Here is a 13,968-nt window from a genome sequence, read left to right as displayed (position 1 = left end):
TTATTCTCCCGGCTGTTCAGAGGCGACAACCGCGTCCACGGCCACACCCGGGCGAACGCGCTGCAGGCCCTCGACAATCACGCTTTCCCCTTCGCGCAACCCGTCCAGCACGATGATCGCTGTCCCGACCGTGTCACCGGTGGTGATATAGCGCTGTTCGACCATCTGCTTGTCATTGACCACCAGAACAAACTCACCGCGTTGGTCCCGTTGCAGGGCTGCCTGTGGAACAAGGACTTGCAGAGTGGGTTCCAGAGCTTCGATCTGAACATTGACAAACGCGCCGTCCAGGATCAGGCGGTCGGTGTTTTCGAACTGCGCGCGCAGAGTGATGGCACCGGTCAAAGGGTCGATGCGGTTGTCGATGAAGACAATCGTGCCGGTTTCATCCAACTCCTCTCCGTTTGGCAATACCACGTGCACATTGGGGCTTTGCGGACTGTCCGCGAGCGAGGCCGCGTTTTCACCAAAGGATTGCAACACCGAGGTGAACATTTTTTCGTTGATCGAAAAGTTCACATAGATCGGTGTTTCCGACACTATGTTGACCAAAGGCGGATTGCTGGGGCCTACGACATCTCCGACACTGGTGGTGACTGACCCGATCCGCCCGTCAAACGGGGCATGGATTTGGGTGTAGCTGAGGTCCAGCTCGGCCTGTTGGATGGCTGCGTTGGCGGCTTTGACCTCTGCCTCGGCAACCAACTCATTCGCGCGCGCAATGTCACGTTCCGATTCCGGGGTGGCGTCGCGCTTATACAGCTCTTCCTTACGGGCGAGGTCGACCTTGGCCAGTTCCAAATTGGCTTCGGCCCGGTCCAGATCCGCCTTGCGTGCCTGCAAAGTTGCTTCGTAGAGGTCGGGCTCAATGGTGAACAACAAGTCACCGTCCTTCACCGTGGCACCGTCTTCGACCTCGCGACTGTTCAGAAAGCCGTTCACGCGGGCGACGATATCGACATTGTTGATCGCTTCGGCCCGTCCGATAAACGTGGCCTCATCCGTGATTTCTTCGGTATAGGCGGCTGCGATCGACACTTTCGGCGCGGCGGCTTGATCTTGCGCGGCGACCGGATGCGCCAGCCCCAAAGGCACCAGCATCAAGGCTGAGACCAAAAACCTGTAAGTGCAAAAGGACAGGGTGGAGGAAGGGGACATGGCAGACGCCTCGATCGATTTGGAACAAATGTCACCCGGCCCGCGCATTCTGCTGGGCCGAGTCGGTAAAGCTTGGTCTCAGGATGACTTCTTTGGGACTAATTCTCAAGCGCGATGAGTCATCGACTTTTGGCGGTCAGCACAAAAAGTTTCAGCAGATAAGCCGGTTTAGATGACGGTCACGCTCGCGCCAAATCGAAAACAGGGGACCAGCGGCCCCCTGTTTGAACGTGCAATTTTTGTTTGTTCAGCTGCGTGTTCCGGCGAATTTTTCCTGCCAGTCCTCGCGCTGCTCATCGGTGATTTTGGCAAATAGAACCTCGGGCACTGTGAACTCATGCCCCGCAGGCAGCGCACCAAGCGCGTCTTCGACGTCATCGGGCCAGCTTGTATCCAGCGTGTTCATCGCGCTCAGCATCCGGGCTGAGGTGTCGGGGATGAACGGCGCGCTGAGAACGGCATAGAGACGGATCAGGTTCAGCCCCAAGCGGACCTGAGCTGCTGCCTGTTCTGGATCTTCCTTGAAGGTCGACCAGGGGGCCGCCGATTGCAGGTATTCGTTTCCGGCAACCCAAATCGCCCGCAATTCCTGCGCCGATTTGCGAACCTCCATGGCCTCCATGAACCCTTCATAGGCACGGACGCGTTTGGTCAACTCAGCAATCAGCGCCTGTTCACGCTCACCAAATGCACCACCTTCGGGCACGGCCTCACTGAATTTCGAGCGGCAGAATTTGGTGATCCGGCTGACAAAATTGCCCAGCACATCGGCCAAATCCTTGTTGACCGATTGCTGGAAGTTTTCCCAGGTAAACTCGCTGTCGCTGCTTTCAGGCGCATGGCTCAACAGCCACCAGCGCCAATAGTCTGACGGCAGGATCTCAAGCGCCTGGTCCATGAACACGCCGCGTCCCTGGCTGGTCGAGAATTGGCCGCCGTCGTAGTTGAGGTAGTTGAAGGATTTCAGGTGGTCGACCATCTTCCACGGCTCACGTGACCCGAGAATGGTGGCCGGGAAAGAAAGCGTGTGGAAAGGCACGTTATCCTTGCCCATGAATTGCACATAGCGCACGTCATCGGCACCCTTGTCGGTACGCCACCACCGTTCCCACTCGGCATCCGGTTTGCCGCTGGCATCGGCCCATTCCTTGGCGCAGGCGATATATTCGATCGGCGCATCGAACCAGACGTAAAAAACCTTGTCCTCCATGCCCGGCCAATCCTGATCACCTTTCTTGACCGGCACGCCCCAATCCAGATCGCGGGTAATGCCGCGGTCTTGCAGACCATCACCGTCATGCAACCACTTTTTGGCAATCGACGTGGTTAGAATCGGCCAATCGGTCTTGCTGTCGATCCAAGCGTCCAACTGATCCTTCATCGCCGATTGGCGGAGGTACAAGTGCTTGGTCTCGCGCACCTCAAGATCGGTCGAGCCAGAAATGGCTGAGCGCGGATCAATCAGGTCGGTTGGGTCCAATTGTTTGGTGCAGTTTTCACACTGATCGCCACGGGCACGGTCATAGCCACAGTTGGGGCAGGTGCCCTCGATATAGCGGTCTGGCAGAAACCGGCCATCCGCGTTGGAATAAACCTGTTTCTCGCTGACTTCACGGATCAGTCCAGCCGCATCCAGTTTGCCCGCAAAATGCTGGGTCAGTGCTTTGTTCTGATCGCTGGACGAGCGGCCAAAGTGATCAAAGCTCAGGCCAAAGCGCTTGGCGATGTCGGCCTGAACCCCATGCATTTCCGCACAATATTCGGCCACGGGTTTACCCGCTTTGGCCGCTGCCAGTTCCGCCGGGGTGCCGTGTTCATCGGTGGCGCATAGGAACATGACCTCATTCCCCCGGCCGCGCTGATAGCGCGCGTAAAGATCGGCGGGCAATTGCGAACCAATCAGATTGCCGAGATGTTTGATCCCGTTGATGTAGGGGATCGCCGAGGTGATGAGAATCCGAGCCATTTTGCGTGTCCACGTTTCTGTCTGCGCGCCCGTCTACCTTATGTCACCGGTTAGCAAAAGGGTGGGTTTCGCGCGGCTGTGCAGAAAACCGAACATCGGGCTGAAAAACCACCTTTCAAGAGATTGCAATTCCTGTCCGAATAGGGCGTCACAATACCCATAGGTTGAAACCTGGAATCACAACCTCTTGTAATTTCGTTATGACTACCCATTTAGAGTGTATACCAAAGTATACAAAAACGAGGGCATATTGCTGATGTTTGACTTTCTTCTCGACGGCGCATTTGCGCCTTTCACCATGGCGCTGGCGCTGCTGTTTGGCCTGTTGGGCCTTGAGCTGATCGCCTTGTTGCTGGGTGGAAGCTTGCTGGCGGGCGAGGGGGAAGTTGATCTGGACGTGGTAGATGCACCTGATCTGGATGTCGCGGATTTCGATCTGGACATCGATGCAGATATCGATCTGGGCGATTTCGAACTAGCCGAGATCGAGGCAGAGGCACCGGAGATGTCGACCGCTGGCCCGATGGCGTGGCTGGGTCTGGGCAAGGTGCCGTTCATGATCTGGCTGGTGGTTTTGCTGGCTGGGTTTGGCCTTTCGGGCATGGGCTTGCAACTTGCGCTGCGTGATCTGCTGGGCTTTGACCTGCCCGGTTGGATGGCCGCGATTCCGGCTGGTGCCTTTGGCCTGTGGTTTGCACGTGGCTTTGGCGCGGTCTTTGCGCGGCTCTTGCCCAAGACCGAGACCGAGGCGATGTCCGAGCGGATGCTGGCCCGCCGCCGCGGGGTGATTACGCAAGGCACTGCGTCCCGTGGCCGTCCTGCAGAAGTGCGTGTGATGGATCGGTTTGGCAATACGCATCATCTGCGCGCCGAGCCTTTGCAGGACAACGATGTGCTTGAACGCGGCACCGAAGTGCTGGTGCTGCGCGACCGACGGCGTGACCGGTTCGTTCTGGTCGGTTTGTCAGACTAACCAATTTAACCCCAACTTGGAGGATTTTGCATGGAAGGTACTTTCCTGATCATTTCGGTCGTCACGATTCTGGCCGTTCTACTGTTCATTGGCCTTGTACTGGGTCGTCTCTACAAACGCGCAACCCGCGAGATCAGTCTGGTGAAAACCGGAGCAGGTGGCAAAAAAGTCATCATGGATGGCGGTGTTGTCATCGTGCCGTTGCTGCACGAGGTCAGCCCGGTCAACATGAAAACCCTGCGCCTGGAGGTACAGCGCAGCGGTGAGGCCGCCCTGATCACCAAAGACCGGATGCGCGTAGATGTGGGCGTCGAGTTCTATGTCTCGGTCATGGCCACAGAAGAAGGCATCGCCCGCGCGGCTCAGACGCTGGGCGACCGGACCTTCGACGTCGAACAACTGCGTGAGATGATCGAAGGTAAACTGATCGATGGTTTGCGTGCTGTGGCCGCTCAGATGACCATGGACGGGCTGCACGAAAACCGCGCCGACTTTGTGCAAGAGGTGCAGAACGCCGTGTCCGAGGACCTGTTGAAGAACGGTCTGTCGCTGGAATCCGTCTCGCTGACCGCGCTGGACCAGACCCCGTTTGAGGCGCTGGATGAGAACAACGCCTTTAACGCCGTTGGAATGCGCAAGTTGGCCGAGGTAATCGCGGTGTCGAAAAAGGAACGCGCGCAGATTGATGCCGAGGCCGAGGTTGAGGTGCGCCGTGCCGCAATGGAAGCGGAACGTCAGAAGCTGCTGATCGAACAGGACGAGGCACAGGCCCGGATTGAGCAGACCCAGAAGGTCGAGACTCTGCGCGTGGCGCAAGAGGCCGAGATTGCTGCCCGGACCGAGGATTCGGTGCGTGAAACCGAGCGCGCTCGGATCGCACGCGAAGAAGCCATCCGCGCCGCCGAGATCGAACGCGAGCGCAAGATCCGCGACGCCGAGATCGCCAAAGAGCGTGAGATCGAAGTCGCCGAACAAGAGCGTCAGATCATTATTGCGCAGAAATCCGAAGAGGAAAGCCGCGCGCGTGCGTCAGCTGATCTGGCCCGTGCCGAAGCAACCAAGGCATCCGAGGCCGTTGCAACCGCCCGTGAGGTGGCCGAGGCCGAGCGTCAGAAGCAGATCGTTTTGATCGAAGCCACCCGTGAGGCCGAACGTCAGGCTACCGCGATCCGCCTGTCTGCACAGGCCGAGAAAGAGGCCGCAGCTGACCGCGCCGAAGCGCGCCGTGAGGAAGCGCAGGCCGAAGCAGATGCGTTGAACATTCGCGCCGAGGCCAAAAAGAACGACATGCTGGCCGAGGCGGAAGGTAAGCGTGCGATTGTCGAGGCCGACAACGCGCTGTCCGCGGCCCAGATCCGCATGAAGGTCGATATGGCGCGGATCGAGACGATGCCCTCGATCATCTCGGAAATGGTCAAGCCGGCTGAAAAGATCGACTCGATCAAGATCCACCAAGTGGGCGGTATCGGCAGCGCGACTGGCGGAGGCACGGCCGGTGGAGACAAGCCAGTGGTCAATCAGGCGCTCGACTCGATCATGGGCATGGCGGTGCAGATGCCCGCGCTCAAGAAGCTGGGTGATGAGCTGGGCCTGTCGATGGAAAACGGGGTCGCCGGTGTTGTGAACGGCGCGTTGGAAGCAACGCCCGATCCGGCTGATGCGGAGGTCATCGAGGACGACGCCGCTCCGACACAGCAGTAACACAGAATGGGCCGGGATTTTCCCGGCCCCTTTTATTTCTCTCTCGCGCGCTTCAGCAGACGCCCGATGGTGAAGGATGTGCGCGGGGCATAGACGTAATTCGTACGCGCCTCGGGTGTTGGGCGGGACCGCATCCGGGCCAAGCCAAACACGATCAGACCAAGATGACCCAAAGCCACAAAGGCAAACAGCGCGCCCGGGCCGAACTGCTGGATCAACGTCGATGAGATGTAGGGCGAAGCGATAGCGCCCAGCGCAAACCAGAACATCAGTGCAGCTGACAGTTCGACCCGTTCCTCGGTGGTGGCAAAGTCGTTGGCGTGGGCGGAAGAGACCGAAAAGATCGGAAATGTTGTCAGGCCAAAGAACCCAGCCGCCAACATGACACCAAGGGTTCCGGTTCCGCTCGCCCCCATGGTGATCGCACAGCTGAGCACCGCAGCCGCCGAAAGCCAAATCAGAACCCAGCGTCGATCATATTTGTCGGCGAGCCACCCGACCGGGTATTGCGCCAGCGCGCCGCCCAGAACAAATGCCGCCAGGAAAAAGGCGATTTGATCGACGCCCAATCCGACCTCTTGCCCGTAAACCGGACCGACCATGCGGAACGAGGCCGAGCTGAGCGCGGCAACAATCACACCTGCCACGGCAAGCGGCGAACTGCGCCAGGCCAGTTTGGGATGCAGGCGCGGGGCATCAGGGGTTTGGGGCTGGCTGGCTTTTGTCAGGGTCAGCGGCAACAAAGAGGCGCAGCACAGGATCGCCAGCAGGTTATAGGACACATAAGAGGCGGGTGGCAGCACGGCGATGATCAACTGCGCGCAAAGGGACGCGCCAAGATCGGCGATGCGATAACTGCCCATCACACGTCCGCGCGACGCGTTTGTGACCTTTGCATTCAGCCATGCCTCGATCACTGTATAGCATCCCGCCACGCAGGTGCCGGAGGCGATCCGAAGGAAGGCCCAGATGGTCGGGTTCTCGGTCAGCGTATGGCCCAGCAGGCCCATGGCGCCAAGTGCTGTGCAAACAGCAAAGGCACGGGAATGGCCGACGCTGCCCATCAGGCGCGGGGCCCACCAGCAACCGATGAAAAAGCCGATGAAATGCGCTGACCCCAACAGGCCGATCTGCTCTGTGGTGAAATCCAGCGTCAGCCCCGAGATCGCATCCAGCGGACCAACGCCGCCGGTCGAAAGCTGCAAGAGAATGACAGAAAGAAAGAGGGCGGCAAGGGAAATGATTAGGCGCATAACGGGCCCAGATTGATCCGATCGTCAGGTTATGCGCGCGACTATTCGACGCCTGAGCGTCGTTTTTTGTCTTTCTGTATCATTTGTCGCGAATGATCTGTGCGCGAATGTCGAGGCCAACAATGTCGTCCACCAGATCAGGATAGCCCGACGCACCATAGCTATGACGATCCAGTGCTCCTCGCAGGCGAATAGAGAGATTGTCCAGATCATCCGGTGCGCTTCCGGGGCGACGATAGAGCGCCGCATCCAGGGTCACAGGCATGGTAACACCACGCACGGTCAGGTCGCCGGTGATCTTTGCGCCCTCGGAGATCCGCCCGTTGGGCCCCAGCTGAATTTTGGTTGATCTAAAACGGATGGTGGGATGATTGCCCGCATTCAACACGCTTTCACCAAGCATCGGGGCGCGCGCAAAGGGCAGCTTGGTGCGGGCATCTGCGACGTTTAGAACGACATCCACCACGCTGTTTTGAAGGCGCTTGGTGTCCAGATGGATAAGAGCCGATTGTATGGGCATGGTGCCGGATTGCGCCACGCCAGACAGATCAAAGGTGAAGCCCACCGATGTTCCTTTGGGCGACAGCACATAGGGAATTAACGCGGTTTGCGCCAGGCCAACCACGGGCCAGGCGGCGAATGCTGCAATCAGACTGCGTCGGGTGAATGCCGTCATATCCATTCCTTCTGCCAAGTCGGTCCCTTTGGGCGCGTGGTCAAGGCCGTGTTTTGCCCCGGTCCGCACCGCCTTTGTAAGCGCAAAGGGCGTAATGTACGGTTAACACGCGATGGCGTGTTTCTATTCACCGATCATTCCGACCAGGTGGCAATTCTGCGATCAGGGAAGGGTAAGGCGCTGTGTGATTGCAGACCAATCACAAGTGATGTGATGCGGATTTTATCACTCGGTTGTGTCTTTGGTGTTGACTTTTTGCAAGGTCAACCCGGCGCGCGCCTCGGTCTGCGTGGCCTGCCAACTGACCGGCGGCAGGGCGCGGGCGCGGCGTCGGCTCAGGATCCAGCTTGGGGCTTTATCCTGATAGGTCGGGGCCATATGCCAGCGTGTCTCAACCCCTTGCGCGCCGCCCTCTTCGGGGGTCAGCACAAGCCCCAAAGGGGGGCGTGTCATTGTGCCCGCCTGTTCCGCGGCCAGATGCAGCCGCCGGATCGGGGTGAGGCCCGGCGCACCGGGTAGATCGGCGATGACCACGGGGGCGGCCCCACTGCGCAAGGCCTCTTCCATACACCACAGTAGATCCTCGGAGCGGGTGGGGCGGACCAGTAGAAACCGCGCAGGATCGGCAAAAGGCATCATCCCGATAGGGTTCAGGCGGCTGACCTCCCAGGCTGGGGATATCCACAGCACCGGCCCTTGCGCCTGACCAGCCAGCCATAGGGCAAAACTGCGCCTGGCCGGGCCGCAGGCTTCGTGTACGCGGCCCAGTTGCAGGGTGATTTGCGGATGAAGGTTGAGCCCCGGCGCAGCACGCGCGGGTTTGCGGCCCAAAAGCTGTGTCGACATGCTGTGATACTAACATGTTCTTTATTTGTTCTCAATTGTACTGATGCACAAATGCGGCCTAGCGCGACAAGGTCAGGCGCCCGTCCGAGAATTGGATGTTCGAGAACCGTTGCAGGTACTCCATCCCCAGCAGGGATTGATCCATCTGCCCTTCGTTGATCCAGGCCGAAACATTGGTATCGGTGATCGGGCCCAGCACCACGCTGTCCAGCCGCACGGGTGCAGTGCGCACCACTCCGTTTGCGGTCGAAGCCCGGCCAAAATAGTTCTGCTGATCGGGGTCGATGCCAACGCGGACTGCGTCTTCGGCGCTCAGTACGATCTGGCTGGCACCGGTGTCTACCATGAAGGTGATCGGCTCACCATTGACCACGATGGGTAGATAGTAATGCCCGTCTCGCGCGCGCGGAACCTCGATCGAATTGTCTGTGACAGCCATCTGAGGCGCAGGGCCGACGGTGTTCTGGATGTCCTCCCACAGCCCATAGACGGCGACAACGCCAATAAAGATAAACACCCAGGCCATCGCCTGTTGCAGGGTCTTGTTCAACGACTGACGGTTTTGCGAGATGAACCAGGCCACGATTGCAGCACCCAGCAATCCCAAATAGGCCAAACGTGCAATATTGTCGCCATCCATGTCGTCACCTGAACCTTGTCTACCAAACCCAATATGGGGATTTACGATGCAAATCCAAAGGCCTTGAGGCCATCCAGGATGAATTGCACCGAAAGCGCGGCCAGCAACATGCCCAGAAGCCGGGTCAGCACATTCAGACCGGTTTTGCCCAGCAGTCGACCGATCAGCCCTCCCATAAGAAAGAACAGCAAGACCACTGTCATCACCGCCAGCATTACGGCGCAGGCAGCGGCTATGCCCTGTATCCCGGGGTTTTGCCCGGCCAGTAGAATGATCGTTGCAATCGAGCCGGGGCCTGCGATCAGCGGGATGGCCAGCGGGAAAACAGACGGATCAGGGTGGTCCTCTTCCTCGGCCCGGTTTTCGCGTCGCTTGGTGCGGCGTTCAAACAGCATGTCGAGCGCGGTCAGGAACAGCAATGCACCCCCCGCCACGCGGAAAGCAGGCATCGAGATGCCGACAAAACCCAGCACTGCCTCACCAAAGGCCGCAAAGGCGATCAGGATGCAGGCGGCGGTCAGACAGCTGCGGATCGCGATTTTACGCCGGGTCGCCGCGTCCAGATCCTGGGTCAGCGCAACAAAGATCGGCGTGGTTCCAAACGGGTCGATCACCACGAACATAGTGGTAAAGGCGGTTATGAAAAAGGCGGCATCAATCATCTCGCGGCACTGCGTTGCAACTGGACAAGGACGCGTAGAGCGTCCTCTGCCTGATCCGCGGGGACGTATACGTGATCATGGTGAAACCCGGCGACCATGTTGGCAGGGATATTCGCCTGTGCCAGAGCGTTCGAAACGGCTGCGGTCAGCCCTACACCTTCCAGCGAGGAATGAACCTGCAAGGTGATGCATCGCATGGCAACGGCGTCTTCCGGCGCGGCGCTGATCGGAACAATCAGCGACAGGCCTTCCTCCTCAACACAGCTGGCCCGGGTGCCGTCCGGCCAAGCTGTGCCGTCGGGCCATTGGACAAAGGCAAACCTGTCAGGTTGAAGGGCGGGGCGCATGCCGGTGATCATGGCGCTTGTGTCTTTGACCGGTTGGCTCATGCGGTTTCGGCCGCCTCCAGGCGCTCGGCTGCGGCGACCCACAGCGCTTCTGCTTTTTGCATGGCTTCGACAACCTCGGCGAATTTGCGGTTCCAGGTCTCCAGATCATTGATCCGGTCGTCTTCGTACAAGGCCGGGTCTGCCAGTTTGGCCGACAGCTTGTCATGCATATCGGTCAGCTTTTCGATCCGGTCCTCGCATTTGCGCAAATCAGCGCGCAGGGCCAGAACCGCATCACGCGACGGGCGCTTGGGTTTGGTTGCCTGCGGTTTAGTCTTAACGGGTTTGTCCCGCGCCAATAACAGAGCGCGATAGGCCTCCAGATCCTGTTCAAACGGCTTCACCGTTGCGTCCGAGACCAGCCACAACCGGTCCGCCACCAGCGACAGCAGATGCATGTCGTGGCTGACCAGAACCACCGCACCGGAATAGGCCGTCAGCGCTTCGACCAGCGCCTCGCGGCTTTCGATGTCGAGGTGGTTCGTCGGTTCGTCCAGGATCAGCATATGCGGCGCGTCAATGGTGGCCAGCAGCAGTGACAGACGAGCCTTTTGCCCACCAGACAGCCGCCCGACCTCGGTCTCGGCCTGATCCGCATTCAGCCCGAAACCGGCCAGACGCGACCGCCATTTTCCCGGAGCCTCGTCCGGTCGTAACCGGCGCAGGTGGTCCAGGGGCGTTTCGTCCACGTAAAGCTCATCCACCTGATGTTGCGCGAAATAACCGATGCGCAGCTTGTTCGACCGGTTCATCTTGCCCGCCATCAAGGGCAGGCGGTCCGACAGCAGCTTGGACAAGGTCGATTTGCCCTGACCGTTTTTACCTAAAAGCGCGATCCGGTCATCCTGATCAATTCGCAGATTCAGGCGGCGCAGCACTTCGGTCTCGCCATAGCCTGTCACGCCACCTTCGATCTGGATGATGGGCGGCGAAAGCTCCTCGGGCTCGGGGAAGGAAAAGGCACGCAAGGCGGCCTCTTGCGGGGTTGAAACCAGTTGGATGCGTTCAATCATCTTCAGACGTGACTGGGCTTGCACGGCCTTCGACGCCTTATACCGGAAACGATCCACAAAGCTTTGCAGATGCGCAATGCGGGCCTTGGCCTTGGCGTTTTCCGATTCCGCTTGTGCCAGACGCTCGGCCCGGCGTTCGGCGAATTTGTCATAGGGCACCGCGTAATAGCTCAGTTTTCGGTCTTCCAGATGCAGGATCGAGCCAACAGCCCGGTTCAACAGCCCGCGGTCGTGGCTGATGATTATGACCGTGTGGGGATATTTGGCCAGATAACTCTCCAGCCACAGCGCGCCTTCGAGATCCAGATAGTTGGTCGGTTCGTCCAGCAGCAGCAGATCGGGCTGAGAAAACAGCACCGCCGCCAGCGCCACCCGCATTCGCCACCCGCCCGAGAAATCGGAACAGGGGCGTAGTTGATCGGCATCGTCAAAGCCCAGCCCCTTGAGGATCGAGGCCGCGCGCGCCTCCGCCGACCAAGCGTCGATATCGGCCAGACGGGTCTGGATCTCGGCAATGCGGGTGGGATCCTGGGCGGTCTCGGCCTCGGCCATCAACGCGCTGCGCTCGGTATCGGCGGCCAGCACAGTGTTGATCAGCGAGGTGTCGGATGAGGGCACCTCTTGCGCGACGCCACCAATCCGCGCGCGTTTGGGGATCGAGATCGAGCCCGATTCCAGCGCCAGCTCACCCCGGATCAGCCGGAACAGGGTGGTTTTCCCGGTGCCGTTGCGGCCCACTAGACCCACCTTGTGCCCATCTGGGATGGTTGCACTGGCAGCTTCAAAAAGCGGGCGGCCTTCAACCGCATAGGTGATGTTTTCGATCCGTAACATGAGGCGCTCATAGCAGAGCCGTGATGCCGCCGCCAGCGGCTTGGCATGGCCCTTGCCTGGGCAATGTGTTAGCGCGGTGTCGTTTGCATTTCAAAGACGGTAAAGACATGCGCGCGGCCCAGACGCCCCCACATTTGATCACGCTTATCTTTGCCACAGGGCTGTCCGTTCTGACGCTGAACATGTTCCTGCCGTCGCTTGCGCATATGAGCGAAGATTTCGCGGTGGAGTATGGTTTGGTGAACCTGGCCGTTGCCGGGTATCTGGCGGTCTCGGCTGTAATGCAATTGATATTGGGGCCGCTGTCGGACCGGTTCGGTCGCAGGCCTGTCTTGCTGATTTGCATGATGATTTTTGTGATCGCATCCGTTGGCTGTGTGCTGGCCGAGTCGATCTGGCTGTTTCTCGCGTTCCGTTTGGTGCAGGCGGTTGTCGTGGCCGGGTCGGTCCTGTCCAGCGCGTCGATCCGCGATCGGTTTCCACCAAACGAAGCCGCCAGCAAGCTGGGCTATATCGCGATGGCCATGGCGCTGGCCCCGATGTTGGGGCCAATGTTGGGCGGCGCACTGGACATGCTGTTCGGATGGCGCGCGGGGTTCGTTCTCTATGCGCTGCTGGGGGCAGGGGTGCTGACCCTGCTTTGGCTTGATATGGGCGAGACGAATATCAACCGTGCCTCTACCTTTTCCGCGCAGATGCGAGAATACCCACACTTGTTTCGCGCCAGACGGTTTTGGGGCTATGCCCTGTGCGCTGCGTTTTCGATTGGCGGGTTCTTCAGCTTTATCACCGGCGCGCCATTGGTTGCGGCGGCCTGGTTCGATCTGAGTCCGGCGATGTTGGGCCTTGGCATCGGCATCATCACCGGCGGGTTCATGGTGGGCAACTTTGTCACCGGAAAGATTGCCGCGCGCACCCGCCTGACCACGATGATCCTGATCGGGCGGATCGTCGCCTCGACCGGGCCGCTTTGCGGCTTGCTTCTGTTCCTGGCTGGGATGGGCTCGGTCTGGGTGTTCTTTGGGTCCGCCATATGCGTCGGTTTCGGCAACGGGCTGACCAATGCCAATGCCTCGGCCGGGGTGATGTCAGTGCGCCCAAAACTCGCAGGCAGCGCCGCCGGTCTTTCGGGTGCGATGGTTGTGGCATTGGGGGCGATCCTGACCTCGGTGACGGGGGCTTTTGTCAGCCCTGAAAACGGCCCCTATCTGGTGCTTGGCATGATGTGCGGCTGCAGTTTTGCTGGCCTTCTGGCGGTGCTTTATGTGCGCCATGTCGACCATGTGGACCCGTTGCCTGACGCGATCTGAGTGCAAAGGCATCATTCTACTTTTCTTGACGCACAGACCATGTTAGGCGGCGCGCGATGGATTTCGGCGCGGGTGGCGCGCCACATTGTAAGGAGAGGCCGACATGGCACTGGAACGCACATTCTCGATCATCAAACCCGATGCAACCCGCCGCAACCTGACCGGCAAGATCAACGCCAAGTTCGAAGAGGCCGGCCTGCGCATTGTCGCGCAAAAGCGCATCCACATGACCAAAGCGCAAGCGGGCAAGTTCTACGAAGTACATGCCGAGCGTCCGTTCTATGACGAACTGTGCGAATTCATGTGCTCGGCCCCGGTTGTGGTTCAGGTTCTGGAAGGCGAAGGCGCCATTGCCAAGAACCGCGAAGTGATGGGCGCAACCAACCCTGCAGACGCAGCCCCCGGCACCATCCGCGCCGAGTTTGCGGAATCGGTTGGCGAAAACTCGGTCCACGGTTCGGACGCACCTGAAACCGCTGCGGTTGAAATCGCGTATTTCTTCTCGGGCATCGAATTGGTTGGCTAAGCCACCGTTCAACTGAATTCA

The 13,968-nt window shown here is 59.4% G+C and carries 13 protein-coding genes; 4 read left to right on the top strand and 9 right to left on the bottom strand.

The window, feature by feature from the left end; genetic code table 11:
- Positions 1–1,101 carry an efflux RND transporter periplasmic adaptor subunit gene (locus tag GOV38_RS03615; RefSeq protein WP_171130466.1) on the bottom strand — a complete coding sequence of 367 codons (1,101 nt, stop codon included), beginning with the start codon at positions 1,099–1,101 and terminating at the stop codon, positions 1–3.
- A 304-nt stretch (positions 1,102–1,405) separates the two neighbouring features.
- The gene (gene metG, locus GOV38_RS03610) at positions 1,406–3,124 is read right to left on the bottom strand and encodes a methionine--tRNA ligase (protein WP_171207648.1); all 1,719 of its coding nucleotides are present in this window, start codon (positions 3,122–3,124) and stop codon (positions 1,406–1,408) included.
- Between the two features lie 256 nt (positions 3,125–3,380).
- Between metG and GOV38_RS03605 the strand changes: the two genes are divergently transcribed.
- Positions 3,381–4,097 (top strand): OB-fold-containig protein, encoded by a 717-nt coding sequence (locus GOV38_RS03605; protein WP_171207647.1) that lies wholly within the window; start codon positions 3,381–3,383, stop codon positions 4,095–4,097.
- Between the two features lie 30 nt (positions 4,098–4,127).
- Positions 4,128–5,798, top strand: coding sequence for a flotillin family protein (locus GOV38_RS03600; RefSeq protein WP_171207646.1), 1,671 nt, complete (start codon positions 4,128–4,130; stop codon positions 5,796–5,798).
- Between the two features lie 32 nt (positions 5,799–5,830).
- Here the strand turns inward: GOV38_RS03600 and GOV38_RS03595 are convergent, their stop codons facing one another.
- The 7 genes from GOV38_RS03595 to GOV38_RS03565 form a co-directional block, all read right to left on the bottom strand.
- Entirely contained in the window at positions 5,831–7,051 is a 1,221-nt protein-coding gene (locus GOV38_RS03595; RefSeq protein ID WP_171207645.1) for an MFS transporter, read from the bottom strand.
- A gap of 79 nt (positions 7,052–7,130) precedes the next feature.
- Positions 7,131–7,727: a YceI family protein gene (locus GOV38_RS03590; RefSeq protein ID WP_171207644.1), complete on the bottom strand. Its 597-nt coding sequence runs from the start codon at positions 7,725–7,727 to the stop codon at positions 7,131–7,133.
- A 225-nt stretch (positions 7,728–7,952) separates the two neighbouring features.
- On the bottom strand, positions 7,953–8,573 hold the full coding sequence (locus GOV38_RS03585) for an ImuA family protein (protein WP_171207643.1): 621 nt from the start codon (positions 8,571–8,573) through the stop codon (positions 7,953–7,955).
- Positions 8,574–8,631: 58 nt separating this feature from the next.
- Positions 8,632–9,213: a TIGR02281 family clan AA aspartic protease gene (locus tag GOV38_RS03580; RefSeq protein WP_171098588.1), complete on the bottom strand. Its 582-nt coding sequence runs from the start codon at positions 9,211–9,213 to the stop codon at positions 8,632–8,634.
- Positions 9,214–9,254: 41 nt separating this feature from the next.
- Positions 9,255–9,875, bottom strand: coding sequence for a MarC family protein (locus tag GOV38_RS03575; protein ID WP_171098590.1), 621 nt, complete (start codon positions 9,873–9,875; stop codon positions 9,255–9,257).
- Positions 9,872–10,264 (bottom strand): ACT domain-containing protein, encoded by a 393-nt coding sequence (locus GOV38_RS03570; RefSeq protein WP_171207642.1) that lies wholly within the window; start codon positions 10,262–10,264, stop codon positions 9,872–9,874. The genes GOV38_RS03575 and GOV38_RS03570 overlap by 4 nt, the downstream gene beginning before the upstream one ends.
- A complete protein-coding gene (locus GOV38_RS03565) occupies positions 10,261–12,111 on the bottom strand; it encodes an ABC-F family ATP-binding cassette domain-containing protein (RefSeq protein ID WP_171207641.1) in 1,851 nt (616 codons plus the stop codon). The genes GOV38_RS03570 and GOV38_RS03565 overlap by 4 nt, the downstream gene beginning before the upstream one ends.
- Before the next feature lie 107 nt (positions 12,112–12,218).
- Here GOV38_RS03565 and GOV38_RS03560 point away from each other — a divergent pair, with 107 nt between their 5' ends.
- Positions 12,219–13,421: a multidrug effflux MFS transporter gene (locus GOV38_RS03560; RefSeq protein WP_171207640.1), complete on the top strand. Its 1,203-nt coding sequence runs from the start codon at positions 12,219–12,221 to the stop codon at positions 13,419–13,421.
- Positions 13,422–13,524: 103 nt separating this feature from the next.
- Entirely contained in the window at positions 13,525–13,947 is a 423-nt protein-coding gene (gene ndk, locus GOV38_RS03555; protein WP_171207639.1) for a nucleoside-diphosphate kinase, read from the top strand.
- Positions 13,948–13,968 lie beyond the last annotated feature (21 nt).

Source organism: Ruegeria sp. HKCCA5839, assembly GCF_013035585.1.
Lineage (GTDB): Bacteria > Pseudomonadota > Alphaproteobacteria > Rhodobacterales > Rhodobacteraceae > Ruegeria.
Note: the sequence above shows the minus strand (reverse complement) of the source record. Positions and strands in the feature narration are given on the sequence as shown.

What these genes read in the sequence shown, in the direction of transcription:
- GOV38_RS03600 (WP_171207646.1), top strand. Translation starts at nt 4,128, where the DNA reads ATGGAAGGTACTTTCCTGATCATTTCGGTCGTCACGATTCTGGCCGTT.
- GOV38_RS03570 (WP_171207642.1), bottom strand. Translation starts at nt 10,264, where the DNA reads ATGAGCCAACCGGTCAAAGACACAAGCGCCATGATCACCGGCATGCGC.
- GOV38_RS03615 (WP_171130466.1), bottom strand. Translation starts at nt 1,101, where the DNA reads ATGCTGGTGCCTTTGGGGCTGGCGCATCCGGTCGCCGCGCAAGATCAA.
- GOV38_RS03590 (WP_171207644.1), bottom strand. Translation starts at nt 7,727, where the DNA reads ATGACGGCATTCACCCGACGCAGTCTGATTGCAGCATTCGCCGCCTGG.
- GOV38_RS03560 (WP_171207640.1), top strand. Translation starts at nt 12,219, where the DNA reads ATGCGCGCGGCCCAGACGCCCCCACATTTGATCACGCTTATCTTTGCC.
- metG (WP_171207648.1), bottom strand. Translation starts at nt 3,124, where the DNA reads ATGGCTCGGATTCTCATCACCTCGGCGATCCCCTACATCAACGGGATC.
- GOV38_RS03580 (WP_171098588.1), bottom strand. Translation starts at nt 9,213, where the DNA reads ATGGATGGCGACAATATTGCACGTTTGGCCTATTTGGGATTGCTGGGT.
- GOV38_RS03595 (WP_171207645.1), bottom strand. Translation starts at nt 7,051, where the DNA reads ATGCGCCTAATCATTTCCCTTGCCGCCCTCTTTCTTTCTGTCATTCTC.
- GOV38_RS03585 (WP_171207643.1), bottom strand. Translation starts at nt 8,573, where the DNA reads ATGTCGACACAGCTTTTGGGCCGCAAACCCGCGCGTGCTGCGCCGGGG.
- ndk (WP_171207639.1), top strand. Translation starts at nt 13,525, where the DNA reads ATGGCACTGGAACGCACATTCTCGATCATCAAACCCGATGCAACCCGC.
- GOV38_RS03605 (WP_171207647.1), top strand. Translation starts at nt 3,381, where the DNA reads ATGTTTGACTTTCTTCTCGACGGCGCATTTGCGCCTTTCACCATGGCG.
- GOV38_RS03565 (WP_171207641.1), bottom strand. Translation starts at nt 12,111, where the DNA reads ATGTTACGGATCGAAAACATCACCTATGCGGTTGAAGGCCGCCCGCTT.
- GOV38_RS03575 (WP_171098590.1), bottom strand. Translation starts at nt 9,875, where the DNA reads ATGATTGATGCCGCCTTTTTCATAACCGCCTTTACCACTATGTTCGTG.